General features: G+C 61.0%; 22 protein-coding genes and 1 pseudogene. 7 read left to right on the top strand and 16 right to left on the bottom strand.

What is annotated here, in order from left to right; genetic code table 11:
- Nucleotides 1-86 precede the first annotated feature (86 nt).
- Nucleotides 87-806 carry a transcriptional repressor LexA gene (gene lexA / locus AC2444_RS09145; RefSeq protein WP_012757322.1) on the top strand — a complete coding sequence of 240 codons (720 nt, stop codon included), beginning with the start codon at nucleotides 87-89 and terminating at the stop codon, nucleotides 804-806.
- On the opposite strand, the pseudogene AC2444_RS09140 reads toward lexA, so the two are convergent.
- Nucleotides 787-3,218: pseudogene (locus tag AC2444_RS09140) on the bottom strand (ComEC/Rec2 family competence protein). The gene lexA and the pseudogene AC2444_RS09140 overlap by 20 nt on opposite strands.
- Nucleotides 3,219-3,508: 290 nt before the next feature.
- On the opposite strand from AC2444_RS09140, the gene gltA reads away from it, so the two are divergent.
- On the top strand, nucleotides 3,509-4,798 hold the full coding sequence (gene gltA, locus AC2444_RS09135) for a citrate synthase (RefSeq protein ID WP_012757320.1): 1,290 nt from the start codon (nucleotides 3,509-3,511) through the stop codon (nucleotides 4,796-4,798).
- Nucleotides 4,799-4,830: 32 nt separating this feature from the next.
- Here the strand turns inward: gltA and lpxB are convergent, their stop codons facing one another.
- The 14 genes from lpxB to AC2444_RS09065 all read right to left on the bottom strand — a co-directional run bounded on the left by lpxB (nucleotide 4,831) and on the right by AC2444_RS09065 (nucleotide 19,227).
- Nucleotides 4,831-6,009 (bottom strand): lipid-A-disaccharide synthase, encoded by a 1,179-nt coding sequence (gene lpxB, locus AC2444_RS09130; RefSeq protein ID WP_012757319.1) that lies wholly within the window; start codon nucleotides 6,007-6,009, stop codon nucleotides 4,831-4,833.
- Nucleotides 6,006-6,887, bottom strand: coding sequence for an LpxI family protein (locus AC2444_RS09125; protein ID WP_003559080.1), 882 nt, complete (start codon nucleotides 6,885-6,887; stop codon nucleotides 6,006-6,008). Before AC2444_RS09125 ends, lpxB begins: the two co-directional genes overlap by 4 nt.
- 3 nt (nucleotides 6,888-6,890) lie before the next feature.
- Nucleotides 6,891-7,709: an acyl-ACP--UDP-N-acetylglucosamine O-acyltransferase gene (lpxA, locus tag AC2444_RS09120; RefSeq protein ID WP_003559078.1), complete on the bottom strand. Its 819-nt coding sequence runs from the start codon at nucleotides 7,707-7,709 to the stop codon at nucleotides 6,891-6,893.
- Nucleotides 7,706-8,173, bottom strand: coding sequence for a 3-hydroxyacyl-ACP dehydratase FabZ (fabZ, locus tag AC2444_RS09115; RefSeq protein ID WP_003539296.1), 468 nt, complete (start codon nucleotides 8,171-8,173; stop codon nucleotides 7,706-7,708). The genes lpxA and fabZ overlap by 4 nt, the downstream gene beginning before the upstream one ends.
- Nucleotides 8,166-9,230 (bottom strand): UDP-3-O-(3-hydroxymyristoyl)glucosamine N-acyltransferase, encoded by a 1,065-nt coding sequence (gene lpxD, locus AC2444_RS09110; RefSeq protein ID WP_012757318.1) that lies wholly within the window; start codon nucleotides 9,228-9,230, stop codon nucleotides 8,166-8,168. The genes fabZ and lpxD overlap by 8 nt, the downstream gene beginning before the upstream one ends.
- A gap of 50 nt (nucleotides 9,231-9,280) precedes the next feature.
- On the bottom strand, nucleotides 9,281-11,614 hold the full coding sequence (bamA, locus tag AC2444_RS09105; RefSeq protein WP_032996633.1) for an outer membrane protein assembly factor BamA: 2,334 nt from the start codon (nucleotides 11,612-11,614) through the stop codon (nucleotides 9,281-9,283).
- A gap of 199 nt (nucleotides 11,615-11,813) precedes the next feature.
- On the bottom strand, nucleotides 11,814-12,947 hold the full coding sequence (gene rseP / locus AC2444_RS09100) for an RIP metalloprotease RseP (protein ID WP_012757316.1): 1,134 nt from the start codon (nucleotides 12,945-12,947) through the stop codon (nucleotides 11,814-11,816).
- A 28-nt stretch (nucleotides 12,948-12,975) separates the two neighbouring features.
- Complete coding sequence (locus tag AC2444_RS09095; RefSeq protein ID WP_012757315.1) at nucleotides 12,976-13,806, bottom strand: phosphatidate cytidylyltransferase; 831 nt, start codon at nucleotides 13,804-13,806, stop codon at nucleotides 12,976-12,978.
- The gene (locus tag AC2444_RS09090; protein WP_012757314.1) at nucleotides 13,806-14,549 is read right to left on the bottom strand and encodes an isoprenyl transferase; all 744 of its coding nucleotides are present in this window, start codon (nucleotides 14,547-14,549) and stop codon (nucleotides 13,806-13,808) included. The genes AC2444_RS09095 and AC2444_RS09090 overlap by 1 nt, the downstream gene beginning before the upstream one ends.
- 37 nt (nucleotides 14,550-14,586) lie before the next feature.
- A complete protein-coding gene (gene frr, locus AC2444_RS09085; RefSeq protein ID WP_011651816.1) occupies nucleotides 14,587-15,147 on the bottom strand; it encodes a ribosome recycling factor in 561 nt (186 codons plus the stop codon).
- Nucleotides 15,148-15,311: 164 nt separating this feature from the next.
- A complete protein-coding gene (pyrH, locus tag AC2444_RS09080) occupies nucleotides 15,312-16,034 on the bottom strand; it encodes a UMP kinase (RefSeq protein WP_003539289.1) in 723 nt (240 codons plus the stop codon).
- A 96-nt stretch (nucleotides 16,035-16,130) separates the two neighbouring features.
- A complete protein-coding gene (gene tsf / locus AC2444_RS09075) occupies nucleotides 16,131-17,057 on the bottom strand; it encodes a translation elongation factor Ts (RefSeq protein ID WP_012757313.1) in 927 nt (308 codons plus the stop codon).
- A 241-nt stretch (nucleotides 17,058-17,298) separates the two neighbouring features.
- The gene (gene rpsB / locus AC2444_RS09070; protein ID WP_003539287.1) at nucleotides 17,299-18,066 is read right to left on the bottom strand and encodes a 30S ribosomal protein S2; all 768 of its coding nucleotides are present in this window, start codon (nucleotides 18,064-18,066) and stop codon (nucleotides 17,299-17,301) included.
- Nucleotides 18,067-18,390: 324 nt separating this feature from the next.
- Nucleotides 18,391-19,227: a cell envelope integrity EipB family protein gene (locus AC2444_RS09065; RefSeq protein WP_012757312.1), complete on the bottom strand. Its 837-nt coding sequence runs from the start codon at nucleotides 19,225-19,227 to the stop codon at nucleotides 18,391-18,393.
- 136 nt (nucleotides 19,228-19,363) lie between these two features.
- Between AC2444_RS09065 and AC2444_RS09060 the strand changes: the two genes are divergently transcribed.
- The 5 genes from AC2444_RS09060 (at nucleotide 19,364) to AC2444_RS09040 (ending at nucleotide 22,752) form a co-directional block, all read left to right on the top strand.
- Nucleotides 19,364-19,834, top strand: a complete 471-nt coding sequence (locus AC2444_RS09060; protein ID WP_012757311.1) for a RidA family protein — start codon at nucleotides 19,364-19,366, stop codon at nucleotides 19,832-19,834.
- Entirely contained in the window at nucleotides 19,831-20,550 is a 720-nt protein-coding gene (locus AC2444_RS09055; RefSeq protein ID WP_012757310.1) for a glycerophosphodiester phosphodiesterase, read from the top strand. The genes AC2444_RS09060 and AC2444_RS09055 overlap by 4 nt, the downstream gene beginning before the upstream one ends.
- A gap of 177 nt (nucleotides 20,551-20,727) precedes the next feature.
- Nucleotides 20,728-21,918 carry a GNAT family N-acetyltransferase gene (locus AC2444_RS09050; RefSeq protein WP_012757309.1) on the top strand — a complete coding sequence of 397 codons (1,191 nt, stop codon included), beginning with the start codon at nucleotides 20,728-20,730 and terminating at the stop codon, nucleotides 21,916-21,918.
- Between the two features lie 54 nt (nucleotides 21,919-21,972).
- The gene (locus AC2444_RS09045; RefSeq protein WP_012757308.1) at nucleotides 21,973-22,404 is read left to right on the top strand and encodes an HIT family protein; all 432 of its coding nucleotides are present in this window, start codon (nucleotides 21,973-21,975) and stop codon (nucleotides 22,402-22,404) included.
- A gap of 57 nt (nucleotides 22,405-22,461) precedes the next feature.
- Nucleotides 22,462-22,752, top strand: a complete 291-nt coding sequence (locus tag AC2444_RS09040; RefSeq protein ID WP_012757307.1) for a Dabb family protein — start codon at nucleotides 22,462-22,464, stop codon at nucleotides 22,750-22,752.
- Nucleotides 22,753-22,824: 72 nt separating this feature from the next.
- Here the strand turns inward: AC2444_RS09040 and clpA are convergent, their stop codons facing one another.
- Nucleotides 22,825-25,317: an ATP-dependent Clp protease ATP-binding subunit ClpA gene (gene clpA / locus AC2444_RS09035; RefSeq protein ID WP_012757306.1), complete on the bottom strand. Its 2,493-nt coding sequence runs from the start codon at nucleotides 25,315-25,317 to the stop codon at nucleotides 22,825-22,827.
- Nucleotides 25,318-25,323 lie beyond the last annotated feature (6 nt).

Here is a 25,323-nt window from a genome sequence, read left to right as displayed (position 1 = left end):
TTACGGAAATTTAGCTACTTGCGGAACACATATGGAACATATAGTGTCTGTTCTGGATTTGTTTCAATCACGAGGTCACAACGTCGATGCTCACGCGCAAACAACAGGAGCTTCTCCTTTTCATTCATGAGCGCATGAAGGAATCCGGCGTTCCGCCATCTTTCGACGAAATGAAGGATGCTCTGGACCTCGCCTCGAAGTCCGGGATTCATCGCCTGATTACGGCGCTCGAGGAGAGAGGCTTCATTCGCCGCCTACCGAACCGCGCCCGTGCGCTCGAGGTCATCAAGCTTCCGGAGGCCTACAGCCCCAGCATCCAGCCGCGGCGCGGCTTTTCGCCGAGCGTCATCGAAGGCAGCCTGGGCAAACCTCAGCCGGTCGCCGCCCCTGCTCCCGCAAAACCCGTCGCCGACAACGGCAACTCGGTTTCCGTGCCGGTCATGGGCAGAATCGCCGCCGGTGTGCCGATCTCGGCGATCCAGAACAACACCCACGACATCGCCGTTCCGGCCGACATGCTCGGTTCCGGTGAACATTATGCCCTGGAGGTCAAGGGCGATTCGATGATCGACGCCGGCATCTTCGACGGCGACACCGTGATCATCCGCAATGGCAGCACCGCAAGTCCTGGCGACATTGTTGTTGCACTCGTCGATGACGAAGAAGCGACACTCAAGCGCTTCCGCCGCAAGGGCGCCTCGATCGCACTGGAAGCGGCCAACCCGGCTTACGAGACCCGGATTTTCGGACCAGACCGTGTTAAGGTGCAGGGCAAACTCGTCGGCCTCATTCGCCGCTATCACTGACATCGGTTAGGCCGGATTCGGTAAAGCTGTTGCTGCGCCAGTCAAAGGCGCGATGGCGCATCCATGGTCGCGACAATGCGTCAAATGCGGTTGCCACCTCCAGGCCGGCGTCCGCGAAGCGCAACTCGATGGATCCGGTCCTGCGCAGCGTCTCGCCGGTGAAGAGCGTCGCACCTGAGCGGCAGCTGTTGAAACGCAGGCGGACCGACGTCACGATGATATCGGCCGCGTCGCATGCCGGGCCGAGATAGGCGGCATTGTCGATGACAGCAACCACACGACCATTGCCAAGCCTTGATGCGCACCAGGCCCTCTTGACGCAGGAAAAGCGGTTTGCTTCACCGGCCGCTGCGGCCGCCCGCATCGCTGTCCTCGCTTCGTTCTGCTGATCGCGGGAAAGCTTGACGCGGCGGTCTTCTCCTACCTGCGGGATAGCAGGACCATCCAGCATCTTCGGCGGATCATGTCTCGGCAGGACCAGGGCTCTCTGCCACTGGTCGAAGATGAAATCCGGTGGTCTTTCACGGTTGGAAGCCATTGCTGCCGCTTCGACCACCGCGACGAGACTGCCATCCTCCGAAATCACCAGATCCGGCGGCCGGGGAACCGGTAGAAGCAACAGGATGAGCGTTGCGACCGCGATGATTGATGTGCCGATATGGCGCAGCCGGGTGCGGAGCAGCGTCAGCAGCAGAAAGCCTGCCACGGCGACCGCGAAATACCAGGCGGGCAAGCGGCCGACGTCGATATTGCCATCCCAGCCGGACACCGTCTTTGCGACCGCGATCACCAGATCGAGGCCGAATCCGACGACCTTCCAGGGCAAAACATCCAGACCGAAAGGCATGAGCAGCATCGCCAGCAAGCCGGCCGGCATGACGATGAAGGAGATGATCGGCATCGTCGCGAGGTTTGCCGGCAGGCCGTAGGCGGTCAGGCGATGAAAATGCTCGATCGAAAACAGCGCGGTGGAAAAACCGCCGATCAGCGAAGTCAGGAAGACGCCGCCGAAGAAACCGGCAACCGTAACGACGGGCCTGATGATAGGTAGCTTCAGAAAGGCGTTTTCGCGGACGCGCCGGTCCTTCCACAACTGATAACCCGAGACCAGCGCCAATGTCGCGGCAAAGGACATCTGGAAGCTCGGACCTAAGACCTCGGACGGTGAAATGAGGATGATGACGAGGGCGGAAAGCGCGACATTGCGCAGGCTGATCGACGGCCGGTCGAAGAAGACGGCAATCAACATGATGGCCATCATGATGAAAGCGCGCTCGGCAGAGACCGCAAAGCCCGAAATCAGGAAATAGGCAGTAACGGCGATGAGCGCGCCGGCGGCAGCGATCTTCTTCGTCGGGTAGGCCTCAGCGATACCGGCAAAGATGCTGAGCAGCATCCGAAAGCCGACGAAGAAGATGCCGGCCGACAGCGCCATGTTGAGACCGGAGATGGCGATGATATGAGCCAGACCGGACTGGCGTAGTGCCTCCGTCGTCGCATCCGAGATGGCGCGCCGCTCGTCCGTCACCAGTGCGGCGGCAAAAGCGCCGGTATCGCCGGGCAGGATCGACCTTATCCGGTCGCCAATGCCGCTGCGCAGCCGGTAGAGCCCTTCGAGCAGCGCTTCCACCGCCGATCTTGCAGCCTGCGGACCTGCCTGCGCATCGACCTTCGTCGGTGCACCGTAGAAGAAGCCGTTGGCGCCGATGCCGTCGAAATAGGCACTGAAGGAGAAGTCGTTGAGCTCGGGAAGTGCTGGGCCCGCCGGCGGCGTCAGCCGCGCCCTGCCGGTGATGATATCGCCGATCTCGAAGGCTGCGTCCGCACCGCGGGCGATGGCGGTGATGCGTTCCGGCGGCCGCTTGACCTGAGGCGCTTCAGTGCCGGTGACGGCAAGAATGTAGCGCCACCGGCCGCGACCATCGCCTTCGCGCCGCTCGACGCGGCCGGTCACCGTCGTCGTCACTGATGAATCGAGGATCACGGTCGAAGCCCGCCAGCTCTCGAACTGCGCCGAGACTATGCCGCAAGCCACGAGCGAAAGCGCCAGCAGCGCTGCCCGCAATGCCGCCCGGTTGCGGCTGGCGATGAGAACTGCGACGGTCAGCACCAACAGGCAGAGCAGCGATGCAGTGAGCGGAAAATCCGATGCCGCGAGAAACCAGATGGCTGACCCGGCGCCGAGGAAGACCGGCGAGAACAGCAGCAGGCGGCCATGGTCCGTCTCCTCGCCCAGCATGCGCATGCCGGCACGCAGCAAGTGCGAGGCTGCGGCCGGCAGCCGGTGGCGCAATGGTATTGCCGACTGCGTCCTTGCCGGTCGCGTCACCACGACTGGTGGTGAAAAATTGGAGGAGCGGCAAGGCCTTCGCCTGTTTCCGGCCGCAATTCGACTGACGTCAACTCCTGCATGAACCGCCCAAGCCCGGCTGCGAAGGCAGTCAGAATGCAACCTCCAATCAAATCCGGCAAGCATAATCGATTGAAATATGAGGCAAAATCGCGAGCCCCAAAAGACCAGTCGAATCATCGGCTTCCGATATGCGTGTGGCTCATCGCTGCAGTGCCTAAAAGGTGATACCGCATTGCACAAAATGCCATCACAGTAACTTGGCATTAGCTTCGCGATCATATAGCTATCGGTGAGGACGCTTAACCCCTATGGCGCTTTTATGGCGCCACCGCCATTTCGGAGGATCAGCATGACGGATCAAAGCGCTACAATAAAAATCGGTGACAAGTCTGTCGACCTTGCTGTCAAAAGCGGCACGATCGGCCCGAGCGTCATCGATATCGGTGCCCTCTACAAGAACACCGCTTCCTTCACCTACGATCCGGGTTTTACCTCGACCGCATCCTGTGAATCGAAAATCACCTACATCGACGGCGACGAAGGTGTCCTGCTGCATCGTGGCTATCCGATCGAGCAGCTCGCCGAGCATGGCGACTTCCTCGAAGTCTGCTATCTCCTGCTTTACGGCGAACTGCCGACCACCGTGCAGAAGAAGGATTTCGATTACCGCGTTACGCACCACACCATGGTACACGAGCAGATGAGCCGCTTCTTCACCGGCTTCCGCCGCGATGCGCATCCGATGGCCGTCATGTGCGGCTGCGTCGGCGCACTGTCGGCCTTCTATCACGACTCCACCGACATCACCGATCCGCACCAGCGCATGGTCGCCAGCCTGCGCATGATCGCCAAGATGCCGACGCTTGCCGCGATGGCCTACAAATACCATATCGGCCAACCCTTCGTTTATCCGAAGAACGACCTCGACTATGCCTCGAACTTCCTGCGCATGTGCTTTGCTGTGCCCTGCGAGGAATATGTGGTCAATCCGGTGCTTTCCCGCGCCATGGACCGCATCTTCATCCTGCATGCCGATCATGAGCAGAACGCCTCGACCTCGACCGTCCGTCTCGCCGGTTCATCGGGTGCCAACCCGTTCGCCTGCATCGCCGCCGGCATTGCTTGCCTCTGGGGGCCCGCTCACGGCGGTGCTAACGAAGCAGCCCTCAACATGCTGACGGAAATCGGCACGGTCGACCGCATTCCGGAATATGTCGCCCGCGCCAAGGACAAGAATGATCCGTTCCGCCTGATGGGCTTCGGTCACCGGGTCTACAAGAACTACGATCCGCGCGCCAAGATCATGCAGAAGACGACGCATGAAGTGCTCGGCGAACTCGGCATCAAGGACGATCCGTTGCTCGAAGTGGCGATGGAGCTGGAGCGCATCGCGCTCACCGACGAATATTTCATCGAGAAGAAGCTCTATCCGAACATCGACTTCTATTCCGGCATCACGCTGAAGGCGCTGGGCTTCCCCACGACCATGTTCACCGTGCTCTTCGCGCTCGCCCGCACCGTCGGCTGGATCGCGCAGTGGAACGAGATGATCGAGGATCCGGAACAGCGCATCGGCCGTCCGCGCCAGCTTTATGTCGGCGAACCGAAGCGCGACTACATTCCGGTTTCGAAGCGCTGATCGCTTCAGAAAGAACCCAAAAGAAAACCCGGTCAGAAACGACCGGGTTTTTTCTTTTTCAGCACGTCGAGAAGGATCTCGGCAGCGTGTTCGCCGGGCGGCTTTTCGGTCTGCATGCGTTGCCAGACGAGATCATAACCCTCGTTCATCGCCTTCAATTGGAACGTGTCGGCCGACAGCCGCTCCATCCAGCGCGCCAGGCTGGCGCCGCGGACGATCTCGTTCAGATATTCCGGCACGACGGCATAATCGGCGATGATATTGGGCAATGCGCCCGTCCATACCTTGATGCGCCGGGCGAGCAGGCGGATAATCCAATCCGTCTTGTAAACGGACACCGTCGGCACGCCGGCAAGGGCGAGTTCGAGGATCACCGTGCCGGAAGCTGCCATCGCCGCATCCGCCTCGGCAAGGGCCTTCCACTTCTGCGCCGGCCCGACCGCCACCTCCGGCGGCGTGGCCCAGCCGGCGACGAGCCCTTTCACCAGCGCTTCGTTGTGCGGCACGGTCGGCAGCAGGAATCGCATCGGGCCGTTGCGGGCGACAAGTTCTTTGGCCGCATCCTCGAAGAACGGAAGCAGTTTGGCGATTTCGGAGGATCTTGATCCAGGAAGCATCAGGATCGCCTTGCCGGCTCCCTCGACGGGTGCGCGCATGGCGCGCTGCTGCCGCACTTCGAGCAGCGCCGGATCGGCGGTCAGGCGATGGCCGACATAGGTGGTCTCAGGCCCGCCGAGCGCACGCATTGTTGCCGGCTCGAAGGGCAGGACGGCGAGCACATGATCGACATAGGCGAGCATGCGCGTGGCGCGATATTCCTTCCAGGCCCAGACGCTTGGACAAACATAATTGACAACCGGCAGATCCGGCAGAGCGATGCGGACACGCTTTGCGACGCGATGGGTGAAATCCGGGCTGTCGATGATCAGAAGAATATCCGGCCTTGCGGCGATGATGGCAGCCGTCGTCTGGCGGATCAGCGTATAGAGCTTTGGCAGCCGGCTCAGCACCTGGGTGATACCCATGATCGACAGCTCGGAGAAATCGAACAGGGATCGCAAGCCTTCCGCCTGCAGCCCCTCGCCGCCGACACCGACGAGCTCCACCGGTCCGCTATGAACCCGCTTCAGGGCGGCGATGAGATCGGCACCGAGCAGATCCCCCGACACCTCGCCGGCAATGACGGCGATCTTCAGCGACGCCCCGTTCATTCAAGCCCCCATGCCGGCAGGCCGCGATCGATGCCACAGACGAAGAGCCCAGCCTCATCGGCGGCTTTGATGACGGCGGCGCGATCGAGCACCAGCGAGCGGCCGGCCTCGACGGCGACGCCGGCAAGGCCGGCTTTCCTCGCGTTCAGAACCGTGGAAACGCCGATCGCCGGCAAGTCGGCGCGGATATCCTGTTGCGGCTTGCAGAGTTTGACGAGTGCGCCACGGCGGCGCGGCGAGATGCGCCCGGCGGCTCTGAGACCCGCGACACGCTCCAGCATCTCGTCCGTGCCCTCAAGACCCTCCAGCGCGACGATACGCCCGCCGATGGCGACGGCGCCCTGACCGACATCGAGCCGGCCCAGCATCTCAGCGGCATCGGCTGCGCGCCTGATATCGCGCCGGTCTTCCTCGCCAGGCGCTGCAGCGCCAAGCGGACCGACGTAGGCAAGAAGGTCGGGAGCGATCTCATGAGCGCCGACGACCCGGCGGCCGTTTCCCTCGATCAGCCGGATCACCATCTGCAGCACCGTATCGTCGCCACCGGACAGCAAGGTGCGGATCACGGCCGGCATCTTCATCAGAGTGCGCAGCGTCGGGCGCACCTCGCGCCATTCCGGCCGGCGCCGCACGCTGCCGGACATGACGACACGGCCGATGCCGTAGCGGTTCAAGAGGCCCTCGAGAGCTGCAAAATCGCCGACGCCGATGACGGCATGGTCATACCCTTCCCAGCGCCGGTCGCTTTCGTCCTTCAGCGCGACGATGACGGGATTTTCGCCCGCCGCGCGCGCAGCTTCGGCTACATAGGAAGGCAGAAGGCCGCCGCCGGCGATGATCGCCAGCCGGCCCGCAGCGGTATCGCCGGAAAGAGTCACGGACTAGCCCTTCTGCCCCCGAGTTGGCGAGGACAAGGCGCGGTCGCTGTCGGCGGCGATGAAGTCGAGGATGTGGACCGCCTGCTCGCAATCAGCATATTCTTCGCGGATGGCGGCGGCGTTTTCGCGGACGGAGCCCGGTCCTTCGAAGATCGACTTGTAGGCGCGCCGCACCCTGTGAATGACGGCGCGGTCCACGCCGGCGCGCGTCATGCCGACGACGTTGAGGCCGCTCAGCAGCCCGGGATTGCCGTTCAGCATGCCGTACGGAATGACGTCGTAACTCACTGCCGAGAGCCCCCCGACGAAGGCCTGACGGCCGACGCGGGTAAACTGGTGAACGGCCGAGCCGCCGCCCAGGATGACGCGATCTTCGATGACGACATGGCCGGCGAGCATGACGTTGTTCGACATGATCACATGGTTGCCCACCCGGCAGTCATGCGCGACATGCGAATTGGCAAGGAAGAGGTTATTGTCGCCGACGATCGTCTGGCCGCCGAAATCGGCCGTGCCCGTATTCATCGTCACGCCCTCGCGGATCGTGCAGTTGGCGCCGACCGTCAGCGTCGTCTCCTCGCCGCCGTGATGCACGCTCTGCGGATCGCCGCCAACGACCGCCATCGGAAAGATGCGTGTGCCCTTGCCGACCACGGTGCGGCCGGTCACGACCGCATGCGACAAAAGCTCGACATTCGCATGCAGGACGACGTGCGACCCGACATGGCAGAAGGGACCGATCTTGACGCCCTCACCGATGGTCGCGCCGTCTTCGACGACAGCCATCGGATGAATGCGAGCGCTTTCGGCGATAGTGCTCATGCCTGATCCTTACGAACGATCATCGCGCCGATATCGGCCTCGGCGACAAGTGCGCCGTCGACCTTGGCGTCGCAATGGAATTTCCAGATATTGCCGCGCTGCTTGTGCTTCCTGACATGGAATTCAACACGATCGCCGGGTACAACGGGCTTGCGGAAGCGCGCATTCTCGATGGTCATGAAATAGACGAGGTTGCCTGGCTGGCCATCCTTCTTGGCACAGATCGCACCCGCGGTCTGGGCCATGCCCTCGATCAGGAGAACGCCGGGCATGATCGGAGATTCCGGAAAATGACCGGTGAAATGCGGTTCGTTCACCGTGACGTTCTTGATGCCGATCGCCGTGTTGTCGCCGTCAATCTCGATGATCTTGTCGACCATGAGAAACGGGTAGCGATGCGGCAGCAGTTTCATGATCTCGATGATGTCAGCCGAAGAAAGCGTTGTCGTGGCTTCCTCAGTCATTTTGCTTGCCTCCAGGTTTCGTCCCGCGCAGCTTCGTCCTTGACATCTGTTGCGCGACATCTCTCAGATAGTCATTCAGCGGGCGCCCAGGTGTACCACCATATTGTCCGCCGGCGGCAAGATCGGTCATGATACCGCTTTGGGCGGCGATCTGCACGCCGTCACCGATCGTCACATGCCCCTTGATACCGACCTGGCCGCCGATCTGAACGCCATTGCCGATCTTCGCGCTGCCGGCGATGCCGACATGCGCAACGATCGCGCAATGGCGGCCGATCTGAACGTTGTGGCCGATCTGTACCTGGTTGTCGATCTTGGTGCCTTCGCCGATGACCGTATCGTCCATGGTGCCACGGTCGATCGAGGTGTTGGCGCCGATCTCGACATTATCCTGGATGATCACTCGGCCGATCTGGACGATCTTGATCATGCCGCGCGGGCCCGGCGCATAACCGAAACCATCCTGGCCGATGCGGGCGCCGTTGTGGATGATGACGCCATTGCCGAGCAGCGCGCAGAGAATGCTGGCGCCGGCCGCAATCGAACAATCCCGGCCAATCTTGACATTCGGACCGATGATGCTTTGGGCGCCGATGCGCGTCCCTTCGCCGATCTCGGCATGCGCTCCGATGACGGCCATCGGCTCGACGATCACGCCCTTTTCAAGCTTGGCGCTCGGATCGATCACCGCGCTTGGCGCGATCTCGCTTTCACCGGAAAAGACGACCGGGCGCAATGCCGCGGGATAAAACAGGCCGCCCGCCATCGCGAAAGCCGCATGTGGATTGGACGACAGGATGACCGGGATATGGGGGGGTACGAGATCGGCGAGCGCCTTATCGCAGATCACTGCCGAGGCCTCGCATGTCGCCAGTTCATCGCGGTTACGACGCGACAGGATATAGCAGACGTCTCCCGCCCGAGCCCGGCTGATGGGGGCAACGGACCTGACGACAACATCGGCATGGTCGGAATTGGCGAGTTCTGCCCCAAGAAACTCTGCCAGCTCAGCGAGCTTCAGACCTTCATGGGGCAGAAAAAAAACGTTTTGCTCCATCGGCAATGCTCCAGAACGGAATTGAGTCTTACAGTTCCGGACTGCCGATATCAGAATTGGTTGTTGATGCCAAACTTGAAGTTCTGCGTCTTGTCGAAGTCTTCCTTGAGAACCGGGATCGCGTAATCCAGACGCAATGCACCGAAGGGAGACTGCCAGACGACGCCGACACCGACGGAGGCGCGCAGCGAAGCGCTGGTACCGTCGGCCTGGTCTGACCCAAGAAGCTCGACGTCATTGCCGAACAGCGTACCGGCATCGGCAAAGACTGCGCCGCGCAGGTTGAAGTCACGCGGGAAGCCCGGCATCGGGAAGGTGGCTTCTGCAGACGCCGTGAAATAGGTCGTGCCACCGAGCGGGTCATCGTGATCCCCGCGGATGCGCGGGCCGATACCCTTGTTCTCGAAGCCGCGAATATCGCCGTTGGTCAGCGTGAACTGGTCGAAGACGTTCAGATGGTCGCCCAAGGGAACGACATAACCAGCCGAAGCGGAGACCGAGCCGATGATATCGGCATCGTCAGCGAGCAGGTGGTAATAACGGGCCTTGCCGTAGATCTTGTAGAACTGCGAGTCGCCGCCGAGGCCGGCAAGTTCGTGCGTCGCCGTCGCATAGATGCCTTCACGCGGCAGGACGGTGTCGTCAAGCGTGTTGTAGGTCAGCGTCTGCGAGACGGAAGAGCGTGTCCACGGGCTCTCGTCGACCAGATTGGCGTAGGTCGCCGAAAGATCAGAGGTATCGCCGTCATACTTCATCTGCTTGTAGTTATAACGGAAGGTCGTCGCCAGATCTTCGGTGATCGGCGCAGTCACACGCAGGACGACGCTGGTTTCTTCGTAATCGTAGTCGTCGTTGCTCGACGTTTCGCTGCGGTTGACGTCGAAGCCTGCCGCCAGACGGTAGCCGAGGAAATAGGGTTCAGTGAAGCTGACGCCGTAGGCGCGTGAGCCTTCCTGGCCGCCACCGGCCGAGATGCGGATGTACTGACCACGACCGAGGAAGTTCTTTTCCTCGATCGATGCTTCGAGCAGCAGGCCGTCGCCGCCGGCGGCATAACCCGCGCCGACACCGAACGAACCGGTCGACTGATCCTGCACGTCGACGACCACCACGACACGGTCAGGCGAACTGCCCGGCTGGGTGGAGATATTGACGGAAGAGAAGTAACCGAGCGCTTCGAGGCGACGCTTGGCCTTGGTGATCATCTGCTGGTTGAAGGCATCGCCTTCGCTCATGTCGAATTCGCGGCGAATGACGTAGTCGCGCGTGCGGCTGTTGCCGCGGATCTCGATGCGCTCGACATAGGCGCGCTCGCCCTGGTCGACCAGATATTCGACACCGATCGTGTTGTTGTTGAGGTCGCGGTTACCGCGCGGCGTGACGCGCGCAAAGGGATAACCGGCTGACGCCACCTGATCGGAGATCGCCTCGATCGACTTCTGGACTTCCTTGGCGTTGTAGACCTGGCCTTCGCGGGTGCGCACCAGCGGCTGCAGCTGCTCTGAGCCGACGCCTTCGACGGTCGATTGGACGGTCACCGGTCCGAAGTCGTAACGCTGGCCTTCCTCGATGTTGAAGGTCAGCGTGTATTTGTTGGTCGCGTCGTCGAAGGTGGCATCGGAAGAGACGATGCGCATGTCGGCGTAGCCGCGATTGTAATAGAACTGGCGCAGCGCTTCTTCGTCGGCGTGGAGCTTGTCTTCGTTGTAGACATCCTTGCGAGTCAGGAACGACAGGAAGTTCGAACGCTTGGTGGCGATGACGGCAGCCAGGCGGCCGGCGCTGTAGGCATTGTTACCGACGAAGTTGATCGAATCGATCTTGGTGCGGTCGCCCTCGTTGATGACGAAGGCGAGGTTGACACGGCCTTCGCCGAGCGGCACCACCTGCGTCGTGACTTCGACCTCGCTGCGGCCGGTGGCAGCGTAAGCTTCCTTGATCGACTGAATGTCGGCCTGGATCTGGGTGTCGCTGTAGGGACCGGCAGCGTGGGTCTGGACGATCGTCGCGAGCTTGTCGTCCTTGATCTTGCGGTTGCCGTTGAAGACGACCTGATTGACCAGCTGGGCTTCCTGAACGTTGACAACCAGCGTGCTTCCGGAAACCGAGATCTTGACGTCGGAGAAGTAACCCGTGCCGTAGAGCTGCTTGACCGAGGCATCGATATCGCTGTTCGAAAAACTCTTTCCGGGAGCGATGGTGAGGTTCGACCGAACGGCTTCCGCGCCGACACGGCTTGCGCCGCGCACATCGATGCGCTGGATAACCGCGGCCTCAGCGGCCGTAGCGGAAACGAACGTCAAAGCACCTGCGCCCGAAGCAACAACACTAGCAGACAGCGCAACCGCCGATACTGCGTTCAAAAACTTTGAACCAGCCTTCATTTCACCCATTACCTTTTGTTTCCCTCGTCCCCGGCTTCAGGAAACCCCGATTCCGGTCACGTGTGTCGTTTTACCCGCTTTTGACATACAAGCAAGGCAGGTCGTTAATTTCTGTTTACTTCATTTGCAAGCGTGACCCATTCGCCACTACAGCCTTGAAACATCGTAAATAAATAGTAATTAGCCTCGCCTTGCTCGTTTACCCTCTTAACGAGCCAATGTCGTTCCAGGTCGTGAAAACCATCAATGTCAGTATCATCGCCAGGCCGATGCGAAATGCAATTTCCTGGGCCGAAGAGCCGAGCGGTTTCCCCCTCACCGCTTCCACCGCATAGAACATCAGGTGGCCGCCATCAAGTACCGGAACCGGCATCAGGTTAAGCAAGCCTATCGAAATAGAAAGCACCGCCGCAAGCTGCAACACTGCGCCTATTCCAAGCGACGCCATCTGGCCCGAAGCTTGCGCCACGCGGATCGGCCCGCCCAATTGATCGGCGCGCATCGTTCCGCTGAAGATGTTGCCGATATATTTGAAGGTGCCGGTGACAATGTCACGGGTCTCAATCACAGCCTCGCGCAACGACTCCAGCGGCGTGTAGGTCTTCAGACGGAAGTTGCCGGCCTCCCGGCTGGTGACGATGCCGATCTGGCCGAGCTCGACCTTGTTGCCGAACTGGTCGGTCTGGTCTACGCGCTGCGGCACCATCGGCACATCGAGCTTCTGGCCGGCGCGCTCGATCGTCACGACGATCTTCTGGCTCGGGCGGATGCCGACATAGCGGCGCACGTCGTCGAAGGTCTCGACCTTGCCGCCGTCGATGGCGACCAGCAGATCGCCTGGAAGGATGCCGGCGGCAGCGGCTGCGCCGTCTGGCTTGACCTCGGCAACGACGGGATCGGCGATCGTGCGGCCATAGACCGAGAAAAGAATGGTGAAGATGGCGATCGCCAGCAGAAAATTGGCGATCGGGCCAGCCGCGACGGTTGCAGCGCGTTTCCACAGCTTGGCGCCGGCAAAGGAGCGCGCCCTGTCCTCCTCGGACATGGCGGCGATCTTGTCGGTGTCGGGCTTGCTCGAGGCATCCTCATCGCCGAAGAACCGGACGTAGCCGCCAAGCGGGATTACCGCAATCTTCCAGCGTGTCCCGTGGCGGTCGGTGAAGCCGAAGATCTCCGGACCGAAGCCGACGGAAAAGGCAAGGATGCGAATGCCGCTCCAGCGCCCGACGAGGTAATGGCCCATCTCATGCACAAAGACGAGCAGTGACAGCACGAGGATGAAGGTAACGATGTTCCCCATCAGAAATGCGTATATGCCGCTCATCGTTTCCATGAGTCCCTTCCGTCAGACTGCCGCGTTGTCAGAGTCCGAACAATGCCGCACCAAGCGACGTCATTCCGGCCCCCTTTATCAGGGAAAAAAGCCCAGCAAGCAAGAACGCCGAAAAACAGGCGAAAATCAGTCCGTCGACACGGTCCATGACGCCGCCATGACCCGGAATGAGACGGCTCGAATCCTTGACGCCGAATTTTCGCTTGATGAACGATTCGAAAAGATCGCCCGACTGGCTGCAAACCGAGAGAACCAATGCCACGCCGGCGGCGATGATTTCAGCGCCCGGAAGGAGAAAATGGACGAGAACGACGCCGGCTACGACCGCCGAAACGGCGCCGCCGATTGCGCCCGACCAGGTCTTTCCGGGCGAGATCGAAGGGGCAAGCTTTGGCCCGCCGAGCGCCCTGCCGACGAAATAGGCAAGGATATCGGTTGCCCAGACGACAGCAAAGACGAAGAGCATGGCGTAAAGGCCAAGCCCGTCATCGCTTCTGATCGCGGCAAGCGACAGGCCGGTGGCGCCGGCATAAAACAGGCCCACTGGCAACCAGCGGCTCGTGCCCTGCAGGATGATCAGGGCGATGCCGACGGCGGTGACGCCGGCCAGCATGCCGGCGGCGAATTCGAAATTGCCGACAAGCACGAGAAAGGCAATCGCCGCCTCGCCGATCCAGCCGACGGCATTGGCGACCCAATCCCGCGCGATGCCTGTCATTTTCGACCATTCATAATAGATCAGCAGGCCGATCACGACCGCCAGGATACGGAAGGCAAGGCCACCATACCAGGTGGCGGCAAGAACGATGGCCGCAAGAATCAGTCCTGAAACGATGCGGAGCTTCAATTCCCTCTGCATCAGGTGCCGACCGCGGCCGCCTGCGACGACAGGCCGCCGAAGCGCCGGTCACGAGAGGCGAATGTATCGAGCGCCGAGCGGAAGATCTCGGGGCTGAAATCCGGCCAATATTCCGGAAGGAAGATGAATTCCGAATAGGCGGCCTGCCAGAGGAGGAAGTTGGAAAGCCGCTCCTCGCCGCTGGTGCGGATGATGAGATCCGGATCGGGGATGCCGGCCGTATCGAGACGGGCGTTGATCAGGGCGGGCGTAATATCCTGCGCTCTCAGGCGGCCGGCTTCGACATCCCGGGCGAGGCTGACGACGGCGCGGGCGATCTCGTCGCGCGAACCATAGTTGAAGGCGATGACGAGCGTCAGCGACGTGTTGTCCTTGGTCGTCTCCTCCGCCTCCAGCAGCAGGCCGAGAATGTCGCTGCGCAGGCTGTCGCGGTCGCCGATCACCTTGATCCGCACGTTCTGGCGATGAAGCTCGGCGAGGTCGCGCCGGATAAAAGCCTTGAGCAGGCCGAGCAGATCGGAGACCTCTGCTTCGGGCCGGCGCCAGTTCTCCGAGGAGAAGGCAAAGAGGGTCAGATATTTTATGCCGGCCGCACCAGCGGCGCGGACTGTCTCACGCACCGCCTCGACGCCCTTGCGATGGCCCATCGTGCGCGGCAGGCCACGTTGCTTGGCCCAACGGCCATTGCCGTCCATGATGATGGCAACATGCTCTGGCACAGTCACAAATACAGATTCCGACATTTCCCGTCCGGTCTTTCCAGGCAAAGGCACAGATCCACTAGACCTGCATGATTTCCTTTTCCTTCTCGCCAAGCAAGCGGTCGATTTCGGAAATCGTCTCGTCCGTCATCTTCTGTACACGTTCCGACTGCGCCCGGCTCTCGTCCTGGCCGATTACGCCGTCCTTTTCGGCTTTCTTAAGGCCGTCCATGCCGTCGCGGCGGACATGGCGAATCGCCACTTTGCTCTTTTCGGCATAGTCGTGCGCCACCTTGACGAGCGACTTGCGGCGCTCCTCGTTCAGCTCCGGCAGCGGAATGCGCAGGTTCTGGCCGTCGATGATCGGGTTGAGGCCGAGATTGGATTCTCGGATGCCGCGCTCGACGGCGCTGACCATCGACTTGTCCCAGACGGAAACCGACAGCATGCGCGGCTCAGGCACGGTGATGTTGGCGACCTGGTTCAGCGGCATGCGCGAACCATAGGCCTCGACCGTGACCGGGTCGAGAATGTTGGCCGAAGCACGGCCGGTGCGCAGCGATGCGATGTCGCCCTTGAATACGGAAATCGCGCCGTCCATGCGGCGCTTCAGTTCCTTGATGTCGATACCTTCACTCATGTCGATGCTCCCGTCCAGAGCATGATGCCGAAAAGTGTCAGCGGTTTTCGGGCGACATCATGCTCTTACTATTTAATGTAGAACATGATTCAGCTTTCAGGCCAAACGGGCCTAAAATCATCATGTTCTAGCGAGGGCTGCGCCGAAACCGCGGCGCAGCTTTATCAGTTGTCGGAGACGATGGTCTTGAGGCCACCGCCCGTCAAGATTTCAGCAAAACCACCCTTCTCGTGGATCGAGAAGACGATGATCGGAATGGAATTTTCTCTGGCCAGCGCCACGGCGGCAACGTCCATCACCGCCAGCCCCCTGTCCAGCACTTCCTGGTGCGTCAGCCGGTCGAGGCGGGTCGCATCAGGATATTTCTTCGGGTCGGCGGTGTAGATGCCGTCGACCTGCGTGCCCTTGAAGATCGCTTCCGCACCCATTTCGGCGGCGCGAAGTGCTGCGGCGGAATCGGTGGTGAAGAAGGGGTTGCCGGTGCCGCCGGCAAAAATCACCACGCGTCCCATCGACAGATGATAAAGGGTCGCGCGCTGCGAAAAGCTCTCGCAGATCTCGGGCATGGAGATGGCCGAAAGCACCACCGTATCGATATTCAACTTGCGCAGCGAGGTCGCCAGCGCCAGCGCATTGATGATGGTGCCGAGCATGCCCATATGGTCGCCGGTGACCCGGTCGCCGCCCTTGGACGCTACCGCGACACCGCGGAAGATATTGCCGCCACCGACGACGACGCCGACTTCCACGCCCATATGCCGTGCCTCGGCGATGTCGGATGCGATGCGGTCCGCCACAGTCACATCGATCCCGAAACCCTGGCCACCCATGAGCGCTTCGCCGGAGGCCTTGAGTAGAACGCGTTTATAGACAGGCTCTAAAGACATCTTGGCTCCTCGTAAATTGCCGTGAATGCCCGATACACGAAGGGCACCGCGTTGTCACGCGATGCCCTTCGTGTTTTCCCAATTATGGCTGGAAGATCAACCCTTGACGGCAGCCGCGACTTCGGCCGCGAAGTCGGTCTCTTCCTTCTCGACGCCTTCGCCGAGCAGAAGACGGGCCATGCCTGCGACTTCGATCGGCGCGCCGACGGCCTTTTCAGCTTCCTTGATGGCGGCAGCGACCGTCAGATCCGGATTGATGACGAAAGCCTGCGAGAGAAGGGCGACTTCCTCGAAGAACTTTCGCATGCGGCCGTCGACCATCTTCTCGATGATATTGTCCGGCTTGCCGGAAGCGCGCGACTGCTCGATGAAGACGTTGCGCTCGCGCTCGGCGACAGCGGCATCGACTTCTTCCGGGCGGATTGCCAGCGGCGCGGTGGCGGCGATGTGCATGGCGACCTGACGGCCGATGGCGTTCAGGGCATCCTTGTCACCGGTCGACTTCAGCGCGACGAGAACGCCGAGCTTGCCGAGGCCGTCGGAAACAGCATTGTGGATATAGGTGGCGACGACGCCGTCTTCGACCGAGAGAGCGACCGAACGGCGCAGGTTCATGTTCTCGCCGATCGTTGCGATCGCATCCTTGATCGTGTCGGACACGGACTTGCCGGATGCCGGGTAGGTCGCAGCGGCAACGGCATCGACGGTTCCGTCGGTCGAGGCGGCGACCTTGGCGATGCCGCGGACGAGTTCCTGGAAGGCATCGTTACGGGCGACGAAGTCGGTCTCGGAATTGACTTCGACGACGACGGCCTTGGTGCCCTGGCTCGCAACGCCGATGAGGCCTTCGGCAGCGGTGCGGCCGGACTTCTTGTCGGCCTTGGCGATGCCCTTGGCGCGCAGCCAGTCGATCGCCGCTTCCATGTCGCCACCGGTTTCAGCAAGAGCCTTCTTGCAGTCCATCATGCCTGCGCCGGTCTTTTCGCGCAGTTCCTTCACCATTGCAGCCGTAATCTCGCTCATTAGCTTCCTCTTATCGGTTCATACGGTGGGCCGCAAAGCGCGGCTCGGCACCGGATTGAGGCACGAAATGTACCTGTATGTATGACAGCGTGATGAAGACGCGTCATAACGAAACTTATCGGACGGAGAGCCTGACGCCCTCCCCTTGAAACAGGCAAGGCCGCCGAACTTCGATGAGTCGCGAGCGGCCTTTCCCAGTCTCTGTAAGCATTGGCGGACCTTTTCGATCCGCCCGCTTTCATCAGCCTTCGGCTGCTTCCTCGAGAGCCGGCTCGACCGGAACTTCGGAGGATGCGCCGAGATCGCGGCCGGAAGAGCCCTGCTGACGCGCGATGCCGTCGATGGCGGCGCGGGAGATAAGCTCGCAGTAAAGAGCGATGGCGCGCGATGCGTCGTCGTTACCCGGGATCGGATAGTCGATCAGGTCCGGATCGCAGTTCGAATCGATGATGGCGACAACCGGGATGCCGAGGCGCTTGGCTTCGTCGATCGCGATCTTTTCCTTGTTGGTGTCGATGATGAACATCAGGTCGGGCGTGCCGCCCATATCGCGGATACCGCCAAGAGCCTTGTCCAGCTTCTCACGTTCGCGCTCGAGGTTCAGGCGTTCCTTCTTGGTGAAGCCCTGGGCTTCGCCGTTCAGGATCTCGTCGAGCTTGCGCAGACGCTGGATCGAGTTGGAGATGGTCTTCCAGTTCGTCATCATGCCGCCGAGCCAGCGCGAGTTGACGTAGTACTGGGCCGAGCGCTTGGCGCTGTCGGCAATGATCTCAGACGCCTGGCGCTTGGTGCCGACGAAGAGAACACGGCCGCCGCGGGCAACGGTGTCGCTGACGACCTGAAGGGCGCGCGACAGCATCGGAACGGTCTGGGCCAGATCGATGATGTGAATGTTGTTGCGATCGCCGAAGATGTACGGCTTCATCTTCGGGTTCCAGCGATGCGTCTGGTGGCCGAAGTGGACGCCTGCTTCAAGAAGCTGACGCATAGAAAAATCAGGCAATGCCATGCCTTGTTACTCCTTTTCCGGTTGAACCTCCGCAAGGCGAACAGCATCCTCTTCGAGAATGCCACCGGGCGGAACAGTCCGGATTTCTCCCGGACGATCCCATGCCTTACGTGTGGAATGCGGGTGCCCATACATTCGATTTGGCGCAAAAGCAAGGCTTATGCCGAAAAAACCTGGCTCACGCACCGGCCACGGCGCGTGGATCTCAATAAAAGAGACAAAGGCGACTGCCTGCCCTTGGAATGCCGCACTCAGCCTGCCAGCGTCGGCAGCAACATCGACAGGATGAATATCAGTCTCAGGGGCTGCGGAAGGCAACGAGGCCTACTTGCAAACCTCGGCCTTGCGGTCGAGCAACTCCAGCTTGGCGAGCTTGCCGGTCAGGACGAAATCGCCGTAATCCATCGTCAGGTCGCGGGTGATGCCGTTCTCATAGAGCTTGAAGGACATGCGGTAGACCGGCAAAGCATCCGATTTCGCACTCTCGTTGAAATAGGCGATCGTCACCGGCCAGAAGGCCGTCTTGGAGAAGGCGCCGGCATTGCCGGCATCGGCTTCCTCGGCGATCGGTGTCTCCTGCTTGCCGACGATCGTAGTCGTCGCCAGCGATTTGTCACCGTCATCGGAACCGTCGAAGACGCGCGCCTCGAAGAAGCGCTTGCCGTCCTTGGCGTGCTGGATCACATCGAGCATATGTTCCGTGGGAAAGCGGCTTTCTAAAAGCTGCAGCTCGCGGCTCGCCGGCTGCTTGAGATCTACCTTGACACCATCAGGCTGGTCCTGAGCCGCACCGTTGACCTCTTTATCGAGCTGCTCGTCGGTGAAGGATTTGGTGTCGAAGGTGAACTTGCCGTCCTTCAGGTTCTCGAAGGTCTTCGTCTGCTGGTCGCTGACACGCACGCTGTCGCCGGTGTCGATCTGCGTCACGAAGCGGAAGTTGGTGGTGAAGCCCTGGCAATAGCTGCCGTCGAATTCATAGACCATGCGACCGTACATGGCGGCGATGCCGGAGCGGTCCGAAGCGTCCTTCAGTTCCAGATCGTAGACCGCGCGATGGGCGACGAGGCCGGTCGCGATCGCAGCGCTAACCGCGGGCGCAGCCGCCCATGCATTGGCGGAAACGCTGGCGAAAAGCAGAGCGACAAGACTCGATCGGAACATTCATTAACTCCTGTTGGACTCGGTCGCGATGTTATAAGAACGCTTTCGGCCAAATCGAGGCTCGAAACTGTCATATTAAAGATTCTAGTCTTGATGCATAATTTTTGAAGAATTGACAACAAAAGCGGAGACGAAAATGTCCGATGAAATTGCAGCGCGCCTGATTGAGATGGGGATAACCCTGCCCGAAGCTGCAGCACCTGCTGCAAATTACGTTCCCTATGTCATCAGCGGCAATCTTCTCTACATCTCCGGTCAGCTGCCGCTCGAAGGCGGCAAGGTCACTGTCTCGGGCCATCTCGGCAAGACCGTCGACGTAGCAACGGGCCAGCGCGGCGCCGAACTCTGCGCCATCAACATCCTTGCCCAGGCGAAGGCGGCACTTGGCGGCGAACTCGGCCGTATCCGGCGCGTCATCAAGCTGAACGGCTTCGTCGCCTCGGCGCCCGACTTCGTCGAGCAGCATCTCGTCATCAACGGCGCTTCGAACCTGATTGCCGGCGTGCTTGGCGAAGCCGGCAAACATGCGCGTGCCGCCGTTGGCATGGCGGCCCTGCCGCTGAATGCCGCCGTCGAGATAGACGCTATCATGGAAATCGCAGAATGACCAATGTTGGCTGGATCAGGGACCTGCCGGTTGCCCATCGCGGCTATCACGACCTCAACACGCAGGTCTGGGAAAACACGCTTTCGGCTTTCTCGCGCGCCGTCGAAGCGGGCTTTGCGATCGAATGCGACCTGCATTACGCCTCCGACGGCGTGCCGGTCATATTTCACGACGAGGATCTGCAGCGCCTGTGCAACCTCCACGGCGACATCCGCGAGCGCACCTCTCGGGAACTCGGACTGATCGCCGTTGGCGGCACCAGCGACAAGGTGCCGACGTTGCGCCAACTCCTCGACCTCGTCGAGGGCAAGGTGCCGCTGGTGCTGGAGCTCAAGGGGCGCGAGGCCGACGACGAAGGTTTCGCCGAAGCTGTTCTCGAGGTGCTCGAAGGCTATGAGGGCAAGGTGGCGCTGATGAGTTTTGACCACTGGCTGCTGCGCGATCTGAGGGCGCTTGGCTCACCCTACCCGCTCGGGCTGACGGCCGACGGCAACACGCCGGAGGCGTTCAAGACACATGCGAAGGCGATGGAGATCGGTCTCGATTTCATCTCTTATCACTATGGCGACCTGCCGAACCCCTTTATCACCAGCGAACGCGAAAAGGGCATTCCTATCATCACCTGGACGGTGCGTGACGAAGAGGCGCGCCGGCTTACATTCGCAAACGCAGACCAGATGACCTTCGAAGGCTTCGATCCGCGTGTGGCTGCTTGACGCTCGCTTTTTGGCCAAGATCATGCACAGACTGCTGCATAATTCCTTAATCGGATCGACTTCAGGAAAAAATTATGCAGGAACTCAAAGTGTTACAGCATCCTTTGCGCGTCTGAAGACGCGCGGCGCTGTAAGGCAGAGCCGAGACTATCCTCCCACAGGTTTCGCATTTGTCCCATGACTGATGAATTATCCATTCGCGTAGAACGCTCCTTCACCGCGATTTCCCCGGAGAGTTGGTCCAGGCTTTCCGGGGCATCGAAGACTTGTGCTACGATTGCCTACAACCCTTTCGTTTCGCACGCCTTTTTATCGTCTCTGGAGGAATCTGGCTCGGCCGACGCCGAGACCGGATGGCTCGGCCACCATCTGCTGCTCGAGACCGGGCGCGGCGAGTTGATCGGCGCCCTGCCCGGCTATCTCAAGAATCACAGCCAGGGCGAATATGTCTTCGACCATGGCTGGGCCGACGCCTTCGAGCGGGCCGGCGGGCATTATTACCCCAAACTTCAGTGCTCGATCCCGTTCACGCCGGCGACAGGCCCGCGGCTTCTTGTCGCCGAGGGGCTGCAGCGGCTGCCGATCCAGAGCGCGATCGCCGAAGGCCTGAAGGAGGTGGTGCGCCGGCTCGGCATCTCTTCGGCCCATATCACCTTCGTGCCGGACGAAGAGATCGGCGTCTTCGAGATGGACGGCTATCTGCACCGCACCGACCAGCAGTTCCATTTCATCAACTACGGCTATGCCAATCACGAGGAATTTCTCGAAACGCTTGCCTCGCGCAAACGCAAGGCGTTGCGCAAAGAGCGCCGCGCCGCACTCGAAAACGGTATCAGCATCGACTGGCTGACCGGCCGCGACCTGACGGAACGCATCTGGGACCAGTTCTTCAAGTTTTACATGGATACCGGCGGGCGCAAGTGGGGCCGGCCCTACCTCACCCGTAAGTTCTATTCGTTGATCGGCGAACGCATGGCCGACGACATCCTGCTCGTCATGGCCAAGCGCGACGGGCGCTATGTCGCCGGCGCGATCAACTTCATCGGTGGCGACACGCTCTACGGCCGTCACTGGGGCTGCATCGAGGATCATCCCTTCCTGCATTTCGAGGTCTGCTATCACCAGGCGATCGACTTCGCCCTTTCGAAAGGGTTGAAACGGGTCGAGGCTGGCGCGCAGGGCGAACACAAGCTTGCCCGCGGTTACCTGCCGGTGACGACGCATTCCGCCCATTATGTCGCGCATGCCGGCCTTCGCCGGGCGATCGGCGACTATCTCGCGCGCGAGCGCGCCGATGTCGAACAGATGAGCGAACTGCTGACGGAACACAGTCCTTTCCGCAAGGGTGAGCGCCTGCAGGAGGATTGACGCCGCCGCACCGGCCGCGTTACCCGATCAACCATGAACTGAGGAGATTTCGTGATGACCAGCCCGGCCGCCTATGACGACAACAACATATTCGCCAAGATCCTCCGCGGCGAAATCCCCTCGCACCGGGTTTACGAGGACGAGCATACCGTCGCCTTCATGGATGTGATGCCGCAGGCGCCGGGCCATGTGCTCGTCCTTCCCAAGGCGCCGTCCCGCAATCTCCTCGATGCCGATCCAGCCACCCTCACCCACGCAATTACTGTCGTCCAGAAGATCGCCAATGCGGTGAAGGACGTCTTCGAAGCCGATGGCGTGTTCATCGCCCAGTTCAACGAGCCGGCCGCCGGGCAAACGGTGTTCCATCTGCATTTCCACGTCATCCCGCGGCATGAGGGCGCGGCGCTGAAGCCGCATTCCGGCAAGATGGAGGACGGTGCCGTGCTTGCCGCCAATGCCGAAAAGATCAGGGCCGCACTGGCGTAGGGTCAACACCCGTCGATTTCAGAGAATTCAATCCGGACAATCATTTGGAACAAAATCATGATCCGCCATACTGTCGCATTCCGCCTGAAGCACGAAGCCGGCTCGGCTGAAGAAACGTCGTTCCTCGCCGACGCGCTGGTGCTTGCCAATATCCCGAGCGTGCGGAATTTCGAGCAGCTTCGGCAGACGAGTCCAAAGAATGCTTTTGCCTTCGGCTTTTCGATGGAATTCGACGATCAGGCTGGCTACGACACGTACAACCTCCATCCCCTGCATGTCGCCTTCGTGCGCGACCGCTGGGTGCCCGAGGTCGCCGATTTTCTCGAGATCGACTACACCAGGCTCTGAAAAGGGCGCATGCAGATCCGAAAACGAAAAAGGCCGCAGTGACGCGGCCTTTTCCAATTCGGTGACGGTATCTTACTTCTTGCGTGGAACCTTCGGAACCGCGCTTCCCTTCTTCGGGGCGTCGCGAACCTCAGGCTCGGCCTGCGGCACTGCTTTGGCGCGGGTCTTGCGGGCCGCCTTCGTCTTCAGCTCGCCGTCATCCCCATCATCGCCTTCGGGATGCACGACCTCGGCTTCGGGCTTCGGCTTGATCGGCGCCGTTTCCGAAATGGCTTCGAGCACGATGCCGGGCTTGCCGTCTTCCTTCGGGCCGACAGTGACGTTGACGACGCCGCCCTTCTTCAGCTTGCCGAAGAGGATTTCGTTGGCGAGCGGCTTCTTGATCGTATCCTGAATGACGCGAGCAAGCGGGCGGGCGCCCATCTTCTCGTCGTAACCCTTTTCCGCCAGCCAGGCGATTGCATCCTCGTGCAGGTCGAAGGTGACGTTCCTTTCGGAAAGCTGGGCCTCCAGCTGCATGATGAACTTCTGCACGACCTTGTGGATGACGGCCGTCGGCAACGCCGCGAAAGGAATGATCGCGTCGAGACGGTTGCGGAATTCCGGCGTGAACAGGCGGGTCAGCGCCTCCTCGTCCTCGCCGGTGCGTTTGGACGAGCCGAAGCCGATCGCCGCCTTGGCCATTTCCGACGCACCCGCATTGGTCGTCATGATCAGGATGACGTTGCGGAAGTCGATCTTCTTGCCGTTGTGGTCGGTCAGCGTGCCGTGGTCCATGACCTGCAGCAGGATATTGTAGATGTCGGGATGCGCCTTCTCGATTTCGTCGAGCAGGACCACGCAATGCGGGTGCTGGTCGACGCCATCAGTCAGAAGACCGCCCTGGTCGAAGCCGACATAGCCGGGAGGTGCGCCGAGCAGACGCGAAACCGTGTGCCGCTCCATATACTCCGACATGTCGAAGCGCAGCAGTTCGACGCCGAGCGACGATGCCAGCTGCTTTGCCACCTCGGTCTTGCCGACGCCGGTCGGACCGGAGAAGACATAGGCGCCGATCGGCTTGTTCGGCTCGCGAAGACCCGCACGCGCCAGCTTGATCGAGGTCGAAAGGGCTTCGATGGCTATGTCCTGGCCGTAGACCACCGAACGCAGTTCCTGCTCGAGATTGGCGAGCACGGCTTCGTCGTCCTTGGAGACGGTCTTCGGCGGAATGCGCGCCATCGTGGCGACCGTTGCCTCGATCTCCTTTTCGGTGATCAGCTTGCGGCGCTTGGACGGCGGCAGCAGCATCTGGGCCGCACCGGTTTCGTCGATCACGTCGATCGCCTTGTCGGGCAGCTTGCGGTCGGAGATGTAGCGGGCCGACAATTCGACGGCCGACTTGATGGCGTCGTTCGAATAACGCAGGTGGTGATACTCTTCGAAATAGGGCTTCAGGCCCTTCATGATCTCGATCGCATCCTCGATCGACGGCTCGCTGACGTCGATCTTCTGGAAGCGACGGACCAGCGCCCGGTCCTTCTCGAAGAACTGGCGGTATTCCTTGTAGGTGGTCGAACCGATGCAGCGAATCGCGCCCGATGACAGGGCCGGCTTCAGGAGGTTCGATGCATCCATCGCGCCGCCCGAGGTGGCGCCGGCGCCGATCACCGTGTGGATCTCGTCGATGAAGAGCACGGCGCCCGGATATTCTTCCAGTTCCTTGACGACCTGCTTCAGGCGCTCCTCGAAGTCGCCGCGATAGCGCGTGCCGGCGAGCAGCGTGCCCATGTCGAGCGAGAAGATCGTCGCATCGGCGAGCGCTTCGGGAACCTTGCCTTCGACGATGCGCTTGGCAAGGCCTTCGGCGATCGCCGTCTTGCCGACGCCGGGATCACCGACATAGAGCGGATTGTTCTTCGAACGGCGGCACAGGATCTGGATCGTGCGGCTGACCTCGGCGTGACGGCCGATCAGCGGATCGATCTTGCCGCCCTTGGCCTTCTCGTTGAGATTGACGCAATAGGCCTTGAGCGCATCCTGCTGCTTCTTGGGGCCGCCTTCTTCCTCGCCGCCGCGCGCCGTCGGCTTGCTGCTTTCGGCTTCGTCCTCAGCACCGCGCGGGGGACGCACATCCGAAGCGCCCGGCCGCTTGCCGATGCCGTGGGAGATATAGTTGACGGCGTCGTAGCGGGTCATTTCCTGCTCCTGCAGGAAATAGGCGGCATGGCTCTCGCGCTCGGCGAAGATCGCGACGAGCACGTTGGCGCCGGTCACCTCTTCGCGGCCGGACGATTGCACGTGGATGACGGCACGCTGGATGACGCGCTGGAAGCCGGAGGTCGGCTTCGAATCCTCGTCATAACCGGTGATCAGGTTGGAAAGTTCGTTGTCGACATATTCGACGAGCGTCTTGCGCAGCGCGTCGAGATCGACATTGCAGGCACCCATGACCGCGGCCGCATCGGCATCGTCGATCAGGGCGAGCAGCAGATGCTCGAGCGTCGCATATTCGTGGTGCCGCTCGTTGGCAAAGGTCAGTGCCTGATGGAGCGCCTTCTCTAAACTAGGCGAAAATGTTGGCACGTTCAG

This window comes from Rhizobium sp. WSM1328, assembly GCF_057653715.1.
Note: the sequence above shows the minus strand (reverse complement) of the source record. Positions and strands in the feature narration are given on the sequence as shown.